This is a genomic window from Roseovarius lutimaris (genome assembly GCF_900115165.1).
Taxonomy (GTDB): domain Bacteria; phylum Pseudomonadota; class Alphaproteobacteria; order Rhodobacterales; family Rhodobacteraceae; genus Roseovarius; species Roseovarius lutimaris.
This window is the reverse complement of sequence record NZ_FOVP01000024.1, coordinates 18,640-37,447: the sequence shown is the minus strand read 5'-3', so window position 1 is coordinate 37,447 and position 18,808 is coordinate 18,640. Positions and strand designations below refer to the sequence as shown.

Below are 18,808 nucleotides of genomic sequence, written 5' to 3'. Positions count from 1 at the left end.
ATTACGGTTAACCCCACTTTAACCAACCGCACGGCATTTTGCCCGCATGCAAAACCGCAACTCTCCCCTATCACCCGAGGTCTGGCTGCACGACCTCTTCACGGCCAAGGCCGTGCAAGAGGGCGCCGTCATCCGACGCAAGGTGCGCGATGTTGAGCGCTTCGTGGGCATGGAACGGTTCATGCGTGAAATCCAAAGACGAGGTTACCAGGTGGTGGAGAATTCCGGACAGTTCATCATTTTCTGCAACCGCGCGCCGGTGCGCTGGCTCACCCCCGGCGACCCCTCGATTTCTTTAAAAGAAATCGGACCGAAATCTTTTAAAGATTTCGACGCGCGCGATCGGCATTGATGCTTAACTCGCCCGCCCTCTGCGACCGATACGGGCCGCGAGCCAGGCGCCCAGAAACGCCCCCAAACCATCCGCCAGCCAATCACCCCATTCGGCACTGCGCCCCACGTAGGGCTGGATAAGCTCGATCAGCCCGCCATAGGACGCCGCGACCAGAACGATCCACAACATGGGAAAACGGCCGGTATAGGCCATCGGCATCGCAAGCACCGCGAAGGTGAGAAAATGCATAAGCTTGTCACCCCCCGCAATCCCCGGCTCGGACGCACCTGGCGGGGTCAGGGTAAAGGCTGCGATCACCAAGGCAATGACAAGGGTAAGCTTCAACATCATGCCCTGCCCTTAGGCGGGACAGGCTAATAGATCAACCGCCCGAGGCCGCGCGTTGATCAGAAATCAAACAACTCCTCCAGAAAACCACCACGCTTTTTGCGCGGCTTTTGCCCTTTGTGATGCCCGTGATCGTCATACCCCTGTGGCGCTGCGGTAACGGCGGCCGAGCGGTCAATGATCTTGTCAAGTTCCCCTCGGTCAAGCCAAACCCCTCGGCATTGCGGGCAATAGTCGATCTCGACCCCGGCGCGCTCAGCCAGAACAAGCTGTCTTGGCGCCGCCCCGATACAAGGGCGGCGTCAACGCAGGCAAAAACCCGCCTGAAATCAACGGATCACATGCACCGCACATTTGGCGTGGCGCACCACCTGATTGGCGGTCGAGCCAAGCAACAGATCTTGCATGCCGGGGCGGTGGCTTGCGATCACGATGCAATCGGGTTTATTCTCTTCCGCCCAATCCAGAATTGTGCGCCCTGAATGCCCCTCAACCACATCTGCGGTAGCATTGGGCAGACTATCAGCCAGATCGGACAACTCCTTCACAACTGCCTTGCGCGCCTCGACCAGGTAATCCTGCGGCATGTAAGAGATTGCATAGGCCGGGATGTGCTCGATCACGTGAAGCAAGCTGATCCGGCCATCCTTTCCGGCGAGCACCTGAGCGGCGCTTACGGCGCCCGCTGCGTCGCGATCATTATCAAACGAAATCGGCACCAGAACATGCTTGTACATACGGTTTCCTTTCCTGTTGCGTTTCCCGAGGATTGCGCAAATCAAGACCATATGCCTTGATTCAGATCAGGTGCGCTGCGGCCACTATTGCAGTTCGCCCATCTGGCGGGCGATTTCGGCGGCCCATTCACCGATGATCGGCAAAAACTCGATCTGGCTCAGCGCCCAGACAAGAACCGACAGCAGCATCGACGCCCCCAACACAGTGCCAAGCCCGACCGCCAGACCGCGCGCGAAATTGAACGCAAGCATGCGCGGCATCGAATTATGGACCCGGATAAAGCGGTGGCGGTTGAGACGGCGCAACTCGACACGCAGCGCATGCACTTCTTTTGTCAGATCGTCAGAGGACGGCATGTCATCCTTCATGCAAATGTCGCCGCGACGTCATACATAACCGGCTCGAAGCTTTTGCACAGCTCGTTGATCTGGCGATTGCGCACGCGCATCTCATTGGTCCGAAGCATCGCCTGAAAATCCTCGCGTTTGCGCCATTGCGAATAGCTGGCGATCCGGGTCTGGGCATCGTTCACATGCAGGCCGACCGCAACAAAGCCCGGCTGTTTACAAATGAAATCCTGATAGGCCGCAGTCAGAAGATCAAGCAGATCCTGACAGGTGCCCGGGGTGACATCAAATGTGGTGATCACCGTCTGATGGCTGGTGTTTTGGGCGATTTTGGGCATGACGCACCTCCTTTGCCAAACCAGCCTATCACGCGCAGGCAGGGGGGTAAATTCTTAGCCGCCTTAACCGTCGCTTTACCCTTTTTACCGAGGGTTAACGCAGAGGTAACCATGCTGCGACGGCTCATTCTCACGTTGATCCTTTTGCCATGTCTGGCCATTATGGCACAGGCGGGGGCGTGGCCGCGCGAAAAGGGCAAGACCTTTCTCGCAAACTCCGGTCAGATCGAGGGCCCGGATGCCTTCGGGTTTTACCACCCATTTGTTACTTTATATGCCGAGCATGGATTGACCGACCGCGTGACGGCCGGGGCTGATCTGGGCGGGGATGGTGTGCGCATGTCCAAGGCTATCGGATTTCTGCGCTGGCCGCTCGGGCAAGCCGAACGGCCCCTGAAACTCGCCTTCGAACTGGGTGCCGGACAGATTGCAGGCAAGAACGCCCTGCGCCCGGGCCTATCGCTCGGGCGCGGCATTTCGCTTTGGGATCGCAATGGCTGGCTTGCCGTGGATAGCCGTGCGATTCTATTCAAGCATGGCGATATGGCCCTTGAAGGTGATTTCACCTTTGGCCTATCCACCACCCGCAAAACCAAACTGATCCTCCAGGTGCAGACCGGTCAACCGGATACCGGCAGCAGCTATGCCCGCTTTGCCCCCTCGTTCGTCTACGAGACAAAACCTGGCAAGCATATCGAATTCGGGATCAGCCAGATGTTTCATGGCGGGCGGGCGCATGGCGTCAAACTGGGGCTCTGGCAGAGCTTTTAACAGCGCCGCCAGAGCGCTTTTTCAGAGCGGGTCGTCGATCCGCACCTTGAGAATGACACTTCCCGAAACCGCCAGCGGCCAGCGCAGGTTGATCTGGTCATTGTCCGCGCCCTGATTGGCCTGGTAATAAGGTGTCACATATTGCACCGCATTGGCGCTACTGCGCAGCGGCCCGGCCGCCACAACCGATTCCACCACCTGCGCCCAGGCCCCGAACGGCAACCGTGGCGCTGGCTCCACCACCCATGTGCTTGCGGCGCTGGCCTCGGTATGTTCCATCACAAGCGGGCTGGCCGCAGGTGTCTGGATGTTGTGAAAGGCATTGTCGTCAAAGGTGACATTGCGGATCCGGTTGTAATCAAGATCGGCTAAGCTCGTATCCACCGTCTCGACCCGGTCGATGGTGCCGCCAATCCCGCGGAACGAATTGCCATTCACCGACACGCCATTCAGGAAATGCCCGGCCCCATGCGGCTTGACCAGAATAAAGGTGAACCACGGCGCCACATCGCTGGCCAGGAACACGTTATCGGTGATGCTCAACGCGCTGAACGAAAACTCACCAGAGAAACCGGGCGCCTGATCATGCTCATTGCCCCATTCGATAAAGCAATTGTCAATATAATTGCCGTTGATCGTGCCCCGATTGTTGGTGCGCGTCAGAACAAACCCACTGGTGCGAATGCCGTTAAGGGCGGAATCGCCCTGAAACACGTGGTTGCCTGAAATGATCGAACTTGACCCGCCAATCACCCCGAAATGCCGGAAATGCACCACGCGATTGTCGCGCACCTTGATGTCGTTTGCATTGGCATTGAACCCGATCGAAACACGCTCAGTCGACAAAAGCGGGCTTTCATCGGACAGGAACTGACAGCGGTCGATCATCATGCCCTGATCTCCTTCGCCGTGGCTGCTGACGCCACGGTCCTTGGGCCGGGTGATAAAGCAATCGCGCAGATGAAACCCGGTGCCCGTGGGCGGCAAAAGGATGGCGCTGCAATCACCACTGCATTGAAACTCGATTTCGGACATGACCATGCGTGAAATCTGCTCGAATCCGCTGAAATCAAGCATGTATTTGAAGCGCCGGAAGGTGAACACCTGCGTGCCTGCCGCATCGAACAGCGGTTGACTGATATCCAGCCGTTGCGCTGCGATGTTGCGATCAGTGACATAGACTTCGCGCCCCACACCGTTGCCGGTGATTACCGATCCGACAGGGATATTGGCAACATTCTCGACATTGACAAGCCGCTTTGAGTTACGCGGATCATATGTCGCCTGCGATGTCGCGACATCGGTCTCCCAGGCGGCACCGGGAAACACAGAAAACTGCCCGTTTTCAATCACATGACGCTGTTTGTAAGTGGTCTTGTTATTGACCGCCGCGGCCATGTCCACCGGCGCCCGCAGCGCCACCTTGCGCCCGCCCAGATCAAGCGTGACGTGCCCGGCATTGTTCAATAGCGCCTGATAGGCCTTCTTGAAGGCAAGCTCACTTTCCTCAAAGGCGTCAATATAGGCCGGTAGATCGAAATTCTTGGTGAGCGCCAGAATGCTGCTATCCGCCATTTCAAGCGTGCCCTCAAAACGGACACGGTTCTGAATGGTGGTGCTTTGGCCAAGAAAATAGGTGCCCGCCGGAACAATGATCTCACGCCCGTTTGCGGCGGCATCGGCGGCCTCAAAGGCTGCATGATCGTCGCGTACCCCGTCCCCCACGGCGCCAAAATCGCGCACATCCACCGCGCTGACAATATCACGCAGAAAGAACCGGCTGACATCTTCGATGACGATATCGTCGATGCGCACCACGCCGCCGCTCGGCCCGCTCAGGTCAAGCCCGAAGTGCCCGAAAAGCGCCTGCGTCCCCCAGGCCATATTGACCCCGTTGCGCGCGCCAGTGCCGACAATCGCCGTCACCTCAACCACATCGCCATAGGTGGTCAACGTGACCTGCGGACCAGTCAACGTCACCCCGGTAACCGCCACACCGCCGGCCCCGCCGGCCCATGCCGCAATCCGCACATTCGGCAGATTACCCGAAATTGCCTTGACCCGCGCCCGGACCTGAAGATAACAGCCCGGCAAAATCGGGGTTTCCCCCATATAGCGCAGCCGTTGCACTGCATCGACCTTCTGAAGCTCCAGCGCACCGCCAAAATCCTGATCGGCCGGCACAAAGGCCGCATTCACGGCATTCGCATAGGTATCCGATTGAGGCGTGCCATTGCCGCTGGACCATTGATCCAACCCCGCCGCAAAAGGTTGAGGCATGAAAACGATGCCGTCGGTAATTGCCTTGTTCATATGGTTCCCTTTCCACATCCCGCGTCACGCGCGCATGTCCCGTGCCTGTCCCGGCACGGCGCACCGCATCCGATGGAATAGGGAAGTATCAACAGGGGGTTAACCGGCTCTCACACCACCGTCACGGTGCCCTTCTCGCGCCCCGCAGATGCCGGTTTCTTCTGGCCATAAATATCCCAGGGGAATCGCCTCTGGGCGATGGGGGCAGCGCCCCCTGATCCGCACTCTCCTCAGACTGTACCGCCAGGCGTTTTTCGCACCCGCACGGCATTGATCTTCCAGCCGCCCTCGCCTTCGATCATCTGGTACTCGACCACGTAAAGCGCGCCACCGGCATCGCGAACGAGCACGTTTTGCCAGAGCTTTCCGGCAATCACCTCACTGTCCCAAAACGTTACCTCAGAGGGGCGCCAGACCATCGGATACCCCTTTCGGACCATGGTGCCAAATTGCGCGGACGATCCAAAACGTTGCTGAATGGTCGGGCTGGCATACCCCCATGCGCGGTCCACGTCATTGGCCAGGAAGGCCTCGATCTGGGCGGAAATCACCGCTTTTACCGCACTCTCATCGGCGCGTGCCGGTCCAGACAGGCCAACCGCCAGGATCAGGCTCGTTAACAAAAGTCGCATGGGGCACCTCCCTGTAAAAGGTATCTAGCGCCCGCAAGCCGCCCTTCAAGCACCCGCCTTAGCGGGTCTGAAGGCTTTGCAGATAAGCCAACAGATCGACCATCCGCCGACTGGTCTTGATCTGCGCGCCCTCGTCGATCTTAAGCACGACATCACGCCCCTCGAAGAAATCGCCATAAACCGGCATCGGCTCGCCATGGGCCACCATCGGATCGCGCCCGTCGATCTGGCGCACAACACGGGCCAGCGGAAAAGCCCCGCGATTGGTCTGGGCCAGAACCCGAAGGTCAGGCGGCGCCAGGGCCAGAACCGGGCGCATCGGGCCATTGCCGCTGGCATCCACACCATGACAGGCCGCGCAATAGCGCTCATAGGTCTTTTGCCCAAGGCGCAGATCCTGCGCCACCAAGATAGTCGGCAGCCATAGTACGGCCACTATACCGGCCCATATTCCAATCCGCATTTGCACCTCCCTTATCGCCCTGTCAGCCCATTCGATCCACATTTTCGACATCGCGCCATGATCTGCATCAGTCGCCCGACAGCCCAGCCCCTAACCGACCAGTTCCGCCACCTGCGCCCAAAGCGTGTCCGGCACCTCGACGGGATCGGCCTCGCGCTTGCCCTGCCCCGGCATGCGTGCGCCTTCGTCAAGCGCGACGCCTTCGGCGATTTGCGCAAGGCGGTCATAAAAGGCGCCCGAGGTATCGGGGTCCATCAATAGATAATACTGCCCAAGATCATGCGGCGCGCCTTCGGGCGCCTTCAGCGGTTTGACATCACGGCTGACCACACCCGCGGTCATGCCGGCGGTCAAAATCTCGGCCATCAACCCAAAGCCCCAGCCCTTGTAGCCCCCCATGCTGACCAGCGATCCGGCAAGCGCCGCTTCGGGGTCGGTCGTCGGCTGGCCGTTTGCATCCAATGCCCAGCCTTCTGGAATACGCTCCCCGGCCGCCTTGGCCATGGTGATCTTGCCAAGCGCCACGGTGGTGGTCGACTGGTCAAACTGCATCGCGACCCCGCCCTTGCCGTCGGGCACCGAAAAGGCGATCGGATTGGTGCCGATCACCCGGCTCTTGCCGCCCGGCGGCGCCACGATCGGCGAGGCGTTGGTCATGCCCAGCCCGACAAGCCCGCGTTTGGCGATCTGTTCGGTGAAAAATCCAAGGCTTGTGCAGGTATGCGCATGCCCAACCGCAAGGCTGGCCACGCCACAGGCGCGCGCCGCCTCAACCGCCCGGTCAAGCGCACGGGCAAAGGCGGGCTGGGCAAAGCCAAAGCGCGCATCCACAACCACCGCGCCGGGCCTCGGCTGGCTGACAACCGGCTCGACATCGCCTTTGACACGGCCAGTTTGCAACTGCTGACAATAGCTCTCCAGATAGTAAAGCCCGCAAATCCAGTTGCCGACGCTTTCCGCCTTGCGCACCGCAAGGCCACCTCGCCCGCCACCCGATCGACCGCGCCATGGCGCATCAGCGCCGCTTTGGTTCGTGCTTCGATCTCGTCAAGCGATACCTGTGCCATATGGCCTCCGTCTATTCGCGCGCAGTGTGTCTGCACGGCGCAATATGGTCAATCGCAACCGATCTGAAATGGCTGCGTAGGGTGGGTGAAACCCACGCTCCGTCCTTGGCTCGCGTCAACAAGACGACCCTGATCAAGTCGCAGCACCCGGTCCATTTTCGCCGCCAGTTCAAGGTTATGCGTGGCAATCAATGCCGCAAGGCCGGTGCCGCGCACCAACCCTTCCAAGGCGCCAAACACCTGATCCGCAGTGCCGGGATCAAGATTGCCCGTCGGCTCATCCGCCAAAAGAACGCTGGGGCTGTTGGCAAGCGCCCGGCAAAACGCCACCCGCTGTTGCTCGCCGCCCGACATCGCCGAGGGGCGATGTCCGGCGCGCGCGCCAACCCCGACCTGATCCAGCAACTTCTGGGCCCGTTCTTCGGCGGTTTTGCGTGCCACCCCATCGGCAAGCTGCGGCAAAACGATGTTTTCCAATGCGCTGAATTCGGGCAGAAGGTGGTGAAACTGATAGACAAAGCCCACCTCCTGGCGTCGCAGCGCGGTGCGCCGCCGGTCACTCAGCCCGGTCATATCCTCGCCCGCGATCGCGACCCGCCCCGCATCGGCGGTGTCAAGCAATCCGGCGATATGCAACAACGTCGATTTCCCGGCCCCCGAGGGGGCCACAAGCGCCACCATCTCGCCGCGCGCAAGCGCAAGATCGACACCGGCCAAAACCCGCACTTCGCCGGTTTCGCCCTTGTTATAGGTCTTTTCAACCCCCGAAAGGCGCAGCATCACATCACTCATAGCGCAGCGCCTCCACCGGGTTCATCCGTGCCGCGCGCCGCGCCGGAAAGATCGTCACCACGAACGACAGCCCCAGCGACAACGCGACCGCCGACATCACATCGCCCACCTGCAACTTGGCCGGCAAATGATAGATCCCCCGGATCGACGGGTCCCAGACCTGCCCACCCATCAGCACATTCACAAAGCTGAAAATCGGGTCGATATAAAGCGCGAAAAGACAGCCCAGAACAACACCCATCGCCGTGCCGATCAGCCCGGTAAAGGCGCCACAGATGAAAAACACCCGCAGGACCGAGCCCTGGGTCAGACCCATCGTGCGCAGGATGCCAATATCGCGGCCCTTGTTCTTGACCAGCATGATCAACCCGCTGGTGATATTCATCGCCGCGATCAGCACGAGGATCGACAGGATGATGAACATCACGTTATCCTCAACCTCAAGCGCGCGCAGAAAAGAGCCGCTGGCATCCTGCCAGGTCCAGACCTGCGCCCGCTCGCCCGCCGCGCGCAACAGCGGCAGGGCAAGTTCATCCACATTCTCGGGCGCGCGCACCATCACCTCAAGCTCATCGGCGCGTCCTTCGCGGTTAAAAAAGCTCTGCGCCTCTTCAAACGGCAGGTAAACCCGCACCCGGTCGATGTCATAGCGCCCGGCGGAAAACACATAGACCACGTCATAAGCGTTGATCCGCGGGCTGGTGCCAAAGGCGGTCTTGACGCCATTGGGTGAGATCAACTTGATCCGGTCACCAAGGCCGACGCCAAGCTCCTGTGCCACGCCCGAGCCAATCGCGATGCCTTGGGGAAAGCTGGCGATATCGCCCCGGCTGGTTTCGGGGTCGGCGACGCGCGGAATGCCGCGCAGATCCTCCGGCGCGATGCCAAAGACCTGCACCCCGGCATTGCGCTCGCGGGCATTGGCCATCACCTGCCCCTTGATCAGCGGCGCGGCGCGGGTCACGCCCGGCACCGCGCGCACCCGCTCGGCCATCGCCTCGTAATCCTGAATGGTGCGGTCGATCCGTCCGCTCTGCGCATCGACCTCACCGGCGTTATAGATCGTCACATGCGCATTCGCCCCTAGGATCGTGTCGACGAATTCGGCCCGAAACCCCGACCGGACCGCAAGCGTCGCGATCAGGGCAAAGACCGCCAGGGTGATGCCAACAAGGCTGATCCATGTCATCACGCTGACACCGCCCTCGGCCCGCTTGGCGCGCAGATAGCGCCAGGCGATCATCCATTCAAACGGGGCAAAAGGGGCGGGCGTTCTGGCCATTCTGACACCTTGGTAAATTTGCGCGGACAGTGGGGTTTTAGGGTACGGGCGTCAAGGGAGGCGTTGGCCCCAGGCGATGAGCCGCGCGGCCCGTCCGAGGGGGCGGACGCAAGCCGCGCGGCGGCGCATTGGTGCTTGGGATAAACGTCCGCTCAAGACCCTCTTCTACAGGCTTGGCCGCAACACATGCCCCGCATAGATCAACGCCAGCCTTTCCACTGCCTGTTCGGGCGGCAATTCTTCGCTTTCCCCGGTGCGGCGACAGGTCAGCTCAACCACCCCGTTCTTGAGGCCGCGCGGCCCCACGGTGATCCGCCAGGGCAGGCCGATCAGGTCCATCGTGGCAAACTTGCCGCCTGCCCGCTCGTCGCGGTCGTCATAAAGCGGCTCTAGGCCTAGCGCGTTCAGCGAGGCATAGATCGCCTCACAGGCCGCATCGGCCTCGGCGTCGCCCTGTTTGACGTTCACGATACCCGCGTGATAGGGCGTCACACCCTCGGGCCAGATGATGCCCTTGTCGTCATGGCTCGCCTCGATGATCGCGCCTACAAGGCGGCTGACGCCGATGCCGTGACTGCCCATATGCACCGGCGTGGATTTGCCATCGGGGCCCTGAACCGTGGCGCCCATGGCATCGGAATACTTGGTGCCGAAATAGAAAATCTGACCCACCTCGATGCCACGGCTGGTCTTGCGCCGGGCCTCGGGGATGGCGTTGAAGGCCGCCGCGTCATGGGTCTCGTCGGTGCGCGCATAGGGCGTGGTCCATTCCTTGACAATGGCCGCGCAATCCTCCCAGCTATTGTAATCCACCGTGCGCTCGCCAAGGCTCAGATCGGTGATCGCGCTGTCATAGAACACCTCGGATTCGCCAGTCTCGGCGAGCACCAGAAACTCATGCGTGTCATCGCCGCCAATCGGGCCAGAATCGGCACGCATCGGGATCGCCTGCAATCCCATCCGCTCATAGGTGCGCAGATAGCTGACCATATGGCGGTTGTAAGCATGCAAAGCATCCTCTTTGGTCAGATCAAAGTTATAGCCGTCCTTCATGAAAAACTCGCGACCGCGCATCACCCCAAAGCGGGGGCGTACCTCGTCGCGAAACTTCCACTGAATATGATAGAGCGTCAGCGGCAGATCCTTGTAGCTGCCGACATGGGCGCGGAAAATATCGGTGATCAGCTCTTCGTTGGTCGGCCCATAGAGCATATCACGCCCATGCCGGTCGGTGATCCGAAGCATTTCATCGCCATAATCATCATAGCGCCCGCTTTCACGCCACAGATCGGCGGATTGCAGCGTCGGCATCAGCATCGGGATATGGCCCGCACGCACCTGCTCTTCATGCACGATATTTTCAAGCTTGCGCAGGATCTTGAAGCCCAGAGGCAACCAGGAATAGATCCCAGCAGTCGCCTGCTTGATCATCCCCGCCCGCAACATCAGGCGGTGCGAGGCAATCTGTGCCTCGGCGGGGGTTTCCTTGAGCACGGGCAGAAAATAACGGGACAGGCGCATATGAGACCTCTGGCAAAGGATATTTGCCCCCGTTTATGGCTTTGCGGCGGTCCAGACAAGGGAGGATCACGCTTTCGCCCCCCGCCCCCTTGAAACCGGGGGCTGCATGGGCAATGTGAAAGGGTCAAAGGGTTCGGGACGTATCACATGGCACTACCGGTCAAACAACAGCTTGGATATTGGGGCATCGCTACGGCGGTGTTCCTGATTGTGCTGTGGTTTCTTGGCGATGTGATCCTGCCGTTCGTTCTGGGCGGGGCGATCGCCTATTTCCTTGATCCGGTGGCTGACCGGCTTGAACGCCTGGGGCTTGGCCGCGCCGCCTCGGTCGTGGTGATCACGCTGGTGGCGCTTTTGATCTTTGTGCTCATGGCGCTTTTGGTGGTGCCAACGCTGGTTGAACAATCAATTGCCCTTTTCGACATCGCCCCCCAGCTTGCACGCGATTTGCAAGGCTTTCTGTCAGGTCATTTCCCCTCCATGTTCGAGCCGGAGTCGACGCTGCATAAAATGCTGTTGTCGCTTGGCGAGACGATCCGCGATCGCGGCGGTGAGGTCCTTCAAACCGCGCTTAGCTCGGCCGCCTCGCTCCTTAATCTGGTGCTGCTGTTCGTGATCGTGCCGGTGGTGGCCTTTTACCTGCTTTATGACTGGGATCACATGGTTGAGAAAATTGATGGGTTGCTGCCGCGCGATCATGCGCCGGTGATCCGCGATCTTGCTCGCCAGATCGACCGAACCCTCGCCAGCTTTATTCGCGGCATGGGCACGGTTTGTCTTGTGCTGGGCACCTTCTACGCCGTTGCGCTGATGCTTGTGGGGCTGCAATTCGGCCTTGTGGTGGGGGCGTTTGCCGGGCTGATCACGTTCATCCCCTATGTCGGCTCGGTCGTCGGCGGGGTGCTGGCGGTGGGGCTCGCCCTTTTTCAATTCTGGGGCGACTGGGTCAGCATCGGGCTTGTCGCGGCGATTTTCGTCTCGGGTCAGGTGATCGAGGGCAATTTCCTGACGCCCAAACTTGTCGGCTCATCCGTTGGCCTGCACCCGGTCTGGCTTATCTTCGCGCTTTCGGCCTTTGGCACGCTGTTCGGCTTTGTCGGCATGCTGGTGGCGGTGCCAGTTGCGGCCTCGCTCGGGGTGATCATGCGCTTTGCGATCCTGCAATACAAGGACAGCCGCCTTTATCGTGGGCTAGACGCACAGGATCCTGACTGATGGGCGAACAGCTTAGCTTTGATCTGCCCGTGCGCGCCGCCCTGGGCCGGAATGATTTCTATGTCGCACCGGCCAATGCCCAGGCCGTGGCGATGATCGAAGACTGGCAGGGCTGGCCCTCGCGCAAGCTGGTTCTGGTGGGGCCGCCGGGGGCCGGTAAAACCCACCTGACCCATGTCTGGGCCACACTGAGCGGCGCCACGATCATCGCCGCCACTGACCTTGCAATGGCCGATATCGCAGGGCTCGCCACCGGCCCGGTCGCGGTTGAGGACGCCGATGACATCGCGGGCGACCAAGCGGGCGAAGAGGCGCTGTTTCATCTCCATAACCTGACCCTCGCCGAGGGGCATTCGCTCTTGCTCACGGCGCGAAACGCGCCGAATTTCTGGTCCCTCACCCTGCCCGATCTGGCAAGCCGGATGCAGGCCACGACACTGGCGCATCTGCGCGCGCCGGATGATACGCTTCTGGCGGCGCTGTTGATGAAGCTGTTTGCCGACCGGCAACTCTCGCCTAACCCCGAGATCCTGCCCTACCTTGCGCGGCGCATGGACCGCTCGTTTGACGCGGCCCGCAGTGTGGTGGCTGCACTTGACGCAACCGCCCTGTCAGAGGGGCGCCCGATCACCCGCGCCATGGCGGCGAAGGTGCTGGACAATATGGCCGAATAGCGGCACCCTGCGTCACCCCGCCGTTACACCGCAACGCCATAAGGTCGCTATGACAAACGCTGATTTCCTCAAGTCTCCTATGCCCGAGCCGGTTGACTTTCCAGATCTGGACATCACCGGACCGGGACGGTTTTATAACCGCGAGCTAAGCTGGCTTGGCTTTAACTGGCGCGTACTCGAAGAGGCCAAGAATCCGCGCGTGCCTTTGCTGGAGCGGCTGCGTTTCCTGTCGATTTCGGCCACCAACCTGGACGAATTCTACAACGTCCGCGTCGCGGGCCTTCGCGAACTGGCGCAGGCCGGCAATGTGACCCCGGCCGCCGACGGGCTTACCCCCGCCGAACAGCTTGTGCTGATCAACGAAGACGCCCGCAACCTCCTGGATGCGCAACAGAACACCTATGAAACCCTGCGCCAGGAGATGGAACAGGAACAGATTTCGATCCTCGACAATGCAAGCCTGACAGAGGATGACAAGGTATTTCTGGCGGATGTGTTTTTGCACAGGGTGTTCCCGGTGCTGTCGCCGCTGGCCATCGACCCGGCGCACCCGTTTCCCTTTATCCCCAACCTTGGCTATTCCCTCGCCCTCCAGATGGAGCGCAAATCGGACAAGCGCCCGCTTCAGGCGCTCTTGCCGATCCCGCAGCAGATTGACCGCTTTGTCACCCTCCCCGCCCCCGAGGGCACGTTTCGCGTACTGCCTCTGGAAGAGCTGTTGCTGTTGCATCTGCACAGCCTGTTTCCGGGCTATAAATACAAGGGCCATTGCGCGTTTCGCGTGCTGCGCGACAGCGATCTTGAGGTCGAGGAAGAAGCCGAGGATCTTGTGCGCGAATTCGAGGTTGCCCTCAAACGGCGGCGCCGTGGTGAGGTGGTGCGCCTGAAAATTTCCGCCGAGGCCCCCGATGCGCTGCGCAATGTGATCATGGAAGAATTGCACGTCACCCCTGATGAGGTGGTCGAAGTGAACGGCATGATCGGGCTTGCAGACCTCAAGGAGTTGGTGCTTGAGGCGCGCGCCGATCTGTTATGGCCCCCCTTCACCCCGCGCGTGCCCGAACGCGTACAGGATCACGACGGCGATATGTTCGCCGCGATCCGCCAAAAGGACATGCTGCTGCATCACCCCTATGAAACCTTTGACATGGTGGTGCGCTTTCTCGCGCAGGCCGCGCGCGACCCGGATGTGGTGGCGATCAAGCAGACGCTTTATCGCACCTCGCGCAATTCGCCGATTGTTGAAGCCCTCTGCGAGGCCGCCGAAGATGGCAAATCGGTCACCGCCCTGGTCGAGCTAAAGGCGCGGTTTGACGAGGCCGCCAATATCCGCCAGTCGCGGCGCCTTGAACGGGCCGGCGCGCATGTGGTCTATGGCTTTCTCGACCTCAAAACCCACGCCAAGATCTCGATCGTGGTGCGCCGCGAGGGCGAGAATCTGGTGACCTACACCCATTTCGGCACCGGCAATTACCATCCGATCACGGCCAAGATCTACACCGATCTGTCGTTCTTTACCTGCGATGTCACCCTGGGGCGCGACGCCACCAAGGTGCTCAACTATCTCTCGGGATATGCGCAACCCGACAGCCTTGAAAACCTCGCGATTTCGCCGATCACCCTCAAATCCCGCCTGCTTGAGATGATCGCCGCCGAGGCCGGATATGTCGCCCAAGGCAAGCCTGGGGCAATCTGGGCCAAGATGAACGCGCTGATCGACCCGGATGTGATCGACGCGCTTTACACCGCCTCGCAGGCCGGCGTGCAGATCAACCTTGTGGTGCGCGGCATCTGTGGCTTGCGCCCTGGCATCAAGGGGCTGTCGGAAAACATCCGCGTGAAATCCATCATCGGGCGCTTTCTGGAACATTCCCGCATCGTCTGTTTCGGCAATGGCCATGGCCTGCCGTCGAAAAAGGCGCGGGTCTACATAAGCTCGGCCGACTGGATGGGGCGCAACCTCGTGCGCCGGGTCGAAACCCTGGTCGAGATCGAAAACCCAACCGTCAAGGCGCAGATCGTCGCCCAAGTGATGGCCGCCAATATGGCCGATGTCGCCCAAAGCTGGGTCATGGCGCCCGATGGAAGTTTTTCACGCACCGTCAAACCCGAGGGCGAGTTCGCCTTTAACTGTCACCGCTTTTTCATGGAAAACCCGTCGCTTTCGGGGCGCGGATCGGCGGGGGCGTCGGATGTGCCCAAGCTGACCCATACGGATGATTGACCAAGAGGCCCCCCTGTCGCATAGAGGGAAGGCACCACAACGGGGCGAAGATGGACCGCAATAACGATCCTTTGGAACTTGACGGCGGCCCATTTGGTCGGCCGTTGTTTGACAAACCCTCGGCGCGCGCGCTGGCGCGGGTTGGCGTGGTTGATGTGGGGTCGAACTCGGTCCGCCTTGTGGTGTTTGATGGCGCGGCGCGCAGCCCTGCCTATTTCTACAACGAGAAAATCATGTGTGCGCTTGGCGCCGGCATGGCCGATACCGGGCGTCTAAATCCGCAGGGGCGCGTGCGCGCGCTTGAGGCCCTCAAACGGTTTCAGCTCTTGGCCGAGGGCATGGGCACCGGCCCGCTTGTCACCGTTGCCACCGCCGCGGTGCGCGATGCCGAGGATGGCGCCGAATTCTGCGCCGAGGTGCTGGCCGCGACCGGCCTCAAACTCTGGGTGATCGACGGGCGCGAAGAGGCCCGGCTTTCGGCGCAGGGTGTGCTCTTGGGCTGGCCGGGCGCTTACGGGCTTGTCTGCGACATTGGCGGCTCGTCGATGGAGCTGGCCGAGATTGACGCGGGCACGGTTGGCGCACGGGTCTCATCGCCGCTTGGGCCACTGAAACTTCGCGATATCAAGGGCGGCAAAAAGGCCCGCAAGGCGCATATCAAAGACACCCTTACCGCGATGCAGGCCGAGCTTGGCGAACAGCGAAACCGACTTTTCCTGGTGGGCGGCTCCTGGCGGGCGATTGCCAAGATCGACATGGCACGGCGCAAATATCCGCTGCATGTGCTGCACGAATACCGCATGACGCCGGCCGCCGTGCGCGAAACGATCAAATATATCGCCGATCATGATCTTGACACCCTGCGCGCGCAATCGGGCGTGTCATCGGCGCGGATGTCGCTTGTGCCGCATGCCGCCGAGGTGCTGCACGAAATCCTAAAGACCTTTCGCCCGCGCGATATCGCGGTGTCAAGCTATGGCATTCGCGAGGGCATGCTTTACGAACAGATGCCCCAGCAGTTGCGCGACCGCGATCCCCTGATCGAGGCCTGCCGCTTTGCCGAACATAAAGACGCCCGCGTGCCGGGGTTCGGCAAGGTGATCTATCATTTCATCCAGCCGCTGTTCAAATCTTCCCCGTCAGAGCGTCGTCGGCTCATTCGCGCCGCCTGTCTCTTGCATGACGTAAGCTGGCGCGCGCATCCCGATTACCGCGCCGAGCTTTGTTTTGACAACGCCACCCGTGCCAATCTTGGCGGGCTGAAACATTCCGAACGGGTTTACATGGGGCTGGCGCTCTTGCATCGCTATTCCAACAAACGCGACGGAAGCCGTTTTGCCGACCTCGACCCGCTGCTTTCCGAGCGCGATCGCCAAGAGGCCGAGGTGCTTGGCAAGGCGATGCGGTTCGCCGCCATGCTCTGGCTCAAAAAGAATGCGAAGCTTGGCGAAATCCGCTGGTTTCCCAAGAAAAAACTTCTGGAATTGCGCCTTTCACCCGAGGCGGCCCCGCTGTTTGGCGAAGTGGCGCGCGCACGATTTGACTCGTTGGCGGCCTCCTTGTCGGCAACCGCCGTGGTCAAGACGCAACGCTAAAGCTCTATCTCACCCTCGGGGACCGGGTCGATCTCTTGCGGGGTCTTGCGGCGGATGATGATATCGCCATTGGGCAGAACCTCAGGCGCGTGATAGGCACTCAGATCGCCGACCTTGCCCATCAATTCGCTCAGGGCCGGGCCCATTTCCTCGACAAACTGGCGCAGGGCCGGTTCCATCTCTTCGGTCATGCCACGCAGATCCTCAAGGGCCGGACCCATTTCACGCTGAATCCCCTCAAGGAACAGACGCGCGCCCTCTTCCATAAGCGATCTGCCCTGCTCTTCTTCCACCTCCTGCGCGGAAAGCGGCAGCGCGCCAAATGACGTGACAAACAGGGCGGTAACAAGCGGGCGTATCTGTTTCATAGCCATGATATAGGCACTCACCTCCGGGGTTTTAAGATCACAGGTCAATATCCAGCGTCACCGGAAAATGATCCGACGCCGTCAAAAGCGCATTGCACAGATCGGGCATCTGCCAGCATTCGGGATCATCGAACGGATGCCATATCCGCCAGGTCGGCCCGCGCGCCATGAGGTCAGGCGAAATCAGGATGTAATCCAGCAACGCCTGCAAATACCGCTTTTCATGGGTCAGGTAGAACCGCGACGTGCTATGCACCTCGCCGATCCGCAGGGTCAGGGCACTGCGAGCATGCGGATCATGCAGCATCACCCCGGTTTCGCCGCCCTCGCCCATGATGATCTCGACCGACGAGCGGCCAAAAAGATGCTCGTATTCGTCAAGTCCGGGACCATCATTGAGATCACCCAACACAATCAGCGAGTCGCCCCGCGCAAGGGTTTCCTCGATCCGCTGGCGCAACCAGACCGCCTGGGCCAATTGCTTGCGGCGATTGGCAATCGACATGCGCATCGCCTCGTCGCGCCCCTTCGCGCCATGCGGCGCCTTGGATTTGAGATGCACGCCGATCATGCGCAGCCTCTGGCCGGTGGCGGTGGTGATCGCCATTTCAAGCGGGGGTTTGGAAAAGCGCACCTGATCGGCAGTGTCGTCAATATCAAGATCAATCTTGAACACCCCGTCAAACCGCGGGGCGGTGGTGCTGTCCTTGCGACCAATTAGCTCGCCTTCCGGGTCATGCTCTGCCGCGATGACATCCGGGTCATACATCAGGGCAATTTCCTGCTGGGTGTCATTGGTGAAGCCAACCAGCACCTTGCGCGCCCGCAGCTTCATGGCGCGCGCGAAAGTCTCAAGCGCGGTCACCGTGGTGCGCCGCCCGTTATGATCCGGGGCCTCAATCACCATCACCGCATCGGCATCCAGGGCGGTCATGACGATGCCAATCGCCGCCAATTGATCGGCGCGCGTCACATTATAGCGCGCCGACCAATTGTCATCATCCAGAAGATGCCCCTCATCATCAAAAAGCGCGTTGAACCATTCCACGTTATAGGTGGCGATCCGCATCTACGCCCCCTTTGCCACGTTCGTTCTGGATCTCTTCCCAGGCGCGGTTGATATAAACAAGCCGCTTTTCCGCAAGCTTGACCGCCTCTTGCGGCACCCCGCGCGCCATTATTTTGTCGGGGTGGTTGTCACGCACCATCTGGCGCCAAACCTTGCGAACCTCATCCAGCGGCGTATCCTCGCTGACCCCCAGTATCGAATAGGGATCGGGCCGGGCCTCGGGCACGAAGCGCGCCCGAAGCGCGCGAAAATCCCTGTCCTTGACGCCGAAAATCGCCGCCACCCGCGTCAGGAACGCATCTTCCTTGGGGTGATACACCCCATCGGCCATAGCGATGTAAAACAGCCCCTCGAGCAGAACACAAAGCGTGCCCGGTTCGCCCTCGAACATCCGCTGGATACGCGCGGCATACTCTTCAAACCCGGCGACATCCTGACGGGCAAGATTGAACACCCGCGCGGCGTCCGCCTCATCCTCGGTCGCGATCTGAAACACCTCGCGAAATGCCGTTACCTCGTCGCGGGTCACCAGACCATCGGCCTTGGCCATCTTGGCCGAAAGTGCAATCACCGCAATCGTAAACCCGACGCTGCGTTCCGGCGCAGTGCGCAGACGGTCAAAAACCGCACTCAGACCCTCGCCGCTGGCAAGGGCCGCCAGGGCCTCGGTGATGCGGGTCCAGATCGACATGGCGTCAGACTATCGGCTTTCCAGAG

General features: G+C 60.6%; 20 protein-coding genes and 1 pseudogene. 6 read left to right on the top strand and 15 right to left on the bottom strand.

Annotated features, from left to right (window positions below):
• The first annotated feature begins 46 nt into the window (after positions 1–46).
• Positions 47–352: an aspartate aminotransferase gene (locus BMZ91_RS17960; protein WP_092841778.1), complete on the top strand. Its 306-nt coding sequence runs from the start codon at positions 47–49 to the stop codon at positions 350–352.
• A gap of 3 nt (positions 353–355) precedes the next feature.
• On the opposite strand, the gene BMZ91_RS17955 is transcribed toward BMZ91_RS17960, so the two are convergent.
• From BMZ91_RS17955 to BMZ91_RS17935, 5 genes are all read right to left on the bottom strand, one after another.
• The gene (locus tag BMZ91_RS17955; protein WP_245736461.1) at positions 356–682 is read right to left on the bottom strand and encodes a VanZ family protein; all 327 of its coding nucleotides are present in this window, start codon (positions 680–682) and stop codon (positions 356–358) included.
• A 59-nt stretch (positions 683–741) separates the two neighbouring features.
• Positions 742–972 (bottom strand): TFIIB-type zinc ribbon-containing protein, encoded by a 231-nt coding sequence (locus BMZ91_RS17950; protein WP_092841804.1) that lies wholly within the window; start codon positions 970–972, stop codon positions 742–744.
• Between the two features lie 39 nt (positions 973–1,011).
• The gene (locus BMZ91_RS17945) at positions 1,012–1,419 is read right to left on the bottom strand and encodes a universal stress protein (protein ID WP_092841775.1); all 408 of its coding nucleotides are present in this window, start codon (positions 1,417–1,419) and stop codon (positions 1,012–1,014) included.
• Positions 1,420–1,503: 84 nt separating this feature from the next.
• Positions 1,504–1,788 (bottom strand): DUF5665 domain-containing protein, encoded by a 285-nt coding sequence (locus BMZ91_RS17940; RefSeq protein WP_092841773.1) that lies wholly within the window; start codon positions 1,786–1,788, stop codon positions 1,504–1,506.
• Entirely contained in the window at positions 1,785–2,105 is a 321-nt protein-coding gene (locus BMZ91_RS17935; protein WP_092841771.1) for an antibiotic biosynthesis monooxygenase family protein, read from the bottom strand. The genes BMZ91_RS17940 and BMZ91_RS17935 overlap by 4 nt, the downstream gene beginning before the upstream one ends.
• 111 nt (positions 2,106–2,216) lie before the next feature.
• Here BMZ91_RS17935 and BMZ91_RS17930 point away from each other — a divergent pair, with 111 nt between their 5' ends.
• Positions 2,217–2,876 (top strand): hypothetical protein, encoded by a 660-nt coding sequence (locus BMZ91_RS17930; protein ID WP_092841770.1) that lies wholly within the window; start codon positions 2,217–2,219, stop codon positions 2,874–2,876.
• A 21-nt stretch (positions 2,877–2,897) separates the two neighbouring features.
• On the opposite strand, the gene BMZ91_RS17925 is transcribed toward BMZ91_RS17930, so the two are convergent.
• The 7 genes and pseudogenes from BMZ91_RS17925 to proS all read right to left on the bottom strand — a co-directional run bounded on the left by BMZ91_RS17925 (position 2,898) and on the right by proS (position 10,946).
• Positions 2,898–5,189 carry a glycosyl hydrolase family 28-related protein gene (locus BMZ91_RS17925; protein ID WP_092841769.1) on the bottom strand — a complete coding sequence of 764 codons (2,292 nt, stop codon included), beginning with the start codon at positions 5,187–5,189 and terminating at the stop codon, positions 2,898–2,900.
• Positions 5,190–5,419: 230 nt separating this feature from the next.
• Positions 5,420–5,821, bottom strand: coding sequence for a DUF4864 domain-containing protein (locus BMZ91_RS17920; RefSeq protein ID WP_092841767.1), 402 nt, complete (start codon positions 5,819–5,821; stop codon positions 5,420–5,422).
• A 58-nt stretch (positions 5,822–5,879) separates the two neighbouring features.
• Entirely contained in the window at positions 5,880–6,284 is a 405-nt protein-coding gene (locus tag BMZ91_RS17915; protein WP_092841802.1) for a c-type cytochrome, read from the bottom strand.
• A 90-nt stretch (positions 6,285–6,374) separates the two neighbouring features.
• Positions 6,375–7,351 (bottom strand): annotated as a pseudogene (locus tag BMZ91_RS17910) (Ldh family oxidoreductase).
• A gap of 48 nt (positions 7,352–7,399) precedes the next feature.
• Complete coding sequence (locus BMZ91_RS17905) at positions 7,400–8,143, bottom strand: ABC transporter ATP-binding protein (RefSeq protein ID WP_092841765.1); 744 nt, start codon at positions 8,141–8,143, stop codon at positions 7,400–7,402.
• Positions 8,136–9,425 (bottom strand): lipoprotein-releasing ABC transporter permease subunit, encoded by a 1,290-nt coding sequence (locus BMZ91_RS17900; protein ID WP_092841764.1) that lies wholly within the window; start codon positions 9,423–9,425, stop codon positions 8,136–8,138. Before BMZ91_RS17900 ends, BMZ91_RS17905 begins: the two co-directional genes overlap by 8 nt.
• Positions 9,426–9,590: 165 nt before the next feature.
• Positions 9,591–10,946, bottom strand: a complete 1,356-nt coding sequence (proS, locus tag BMZ91_RS17895; protein WP_092841762.1) for a proline--tRNA ligase — start codon at positions 10,944–10,946, stop codon at positions 9,591–9,593.
• A gap of 147 nt (positions 10,947–11,093) precedes the next feature.
• On the opposite strand from proS, the gene BMZ91_RS17890 reads away from it, so the two are divergent.
• Genes BMZ91_RS17890 through BMZ91_RS17875 form a run of 4 tightly spaced genes read left to right on the top strand, consistent with a single transcriptional unit; the run spans position 11,094 to position 16,654 of the window.
• Entirely contained in the window at positions 11,094–12,161 is a 1,068-nt protein-coding gene (locus BMZ91_RS17890) for an AI-2E family transporter (protein WP_092841760.1), read from the top strand.
• Positions 12,161–12,835 carry a P-loop NTPase family protein gene (locus BMZ91_RS17885; RefSeq protein ID WP_092841758.1) on the top strand — a complete coding sequence of 225 codons (675 nt, stop codon included), beginning with the start codon at positions 12,161–12,163 and terminating at the stop codon, positions 12,833–12,835. The genes BMZ91_RS17890 and BMZ91_RS17885 overlap by 1 nt, the downstream gene beginning before the upstream one ends.
• A 49-nt stretch (positions 12,836–12,884) precedes the next feature.
• Positions 12,885–15,059 carry an RNA degradosome polyphosphate kinase gene (locus tag BMZ91_RS17880; RefSeq protein WP_092841756.1) on the top strand — a complete coding sequence of 725 codons (2,175 nt, stop codon included), beginning with the start codon at positions 12,885–12,887 and terminating at the stop codon, positions 15,057–15,059.
• Positions 15,060–15,109: 50 nt separating this feature from the next.
• The gene (locus BMZ91_RS17875; protein ID WP_092841754.1) at positions 15,110–16,654 is read left to right on the top strand and encodes a Ppx/GppA family phosphatase; all 1,545 of its coding nucleotides are present in this window, start codon (positions 15,110–15,112) and stop codon (positions 16,652–16,654) included.
• Here the strand turns inward: BMZ91_RS17875 and BMZ91_RS17870 are convergent.
• Genes BMZ91_RS17870 through BMZ91_RS17860 form a run of 3 tightly spaced genes read right to left on the bottom strand, consistent with a single transcriptional unit; the run spans position 16,651 to position 18,782 of the window.
• Positions 16,651–17,022, bottom strand: coding sequence for a hypothetical protein (locus BMZ91_RS17870; RefSeq protein ID WP_092841800.1), 372 nt, complete (start codon positions 17,020–17,022; stop codon positions 16,651–16,653). The genes BMZ91_RS17875 and BMZ91_RS17870 overlap by 4 nt on opposite strands.
• Before the next feature lie 37 nt (positions 17,023–17,059).
• Complete coding sequence (locus tag BMZ91_RS17865; RefSeq protein WP_092841752.1) at positions 17,060–18,091, bottom strand: endonuclease/exonuclease/phosphatase family protein; 1,032 nt, start codon at positions 18,089–18,091, stop codon at positions 17,060–17,062.
• The gene (locus tag BMZ91_RS17860; RefSeq protein WP_092841750.1) at positions 18,072–18,782 is read right to left on the bottom strand and encodes a molecular chaperone DjiA; all 711 of its coding nucleotides are present in this window, start codon (positions 18,780–18,782) and stop codon (positions 18,072–18,074) included. The genes BMZ91_RS17865 and BMZ91_RS17860 overlap by 20 nt, the downstream gene beginning before the upstream one ends.
• Positions 18,783–18,808: the final 26 nt, after the last annotated feature.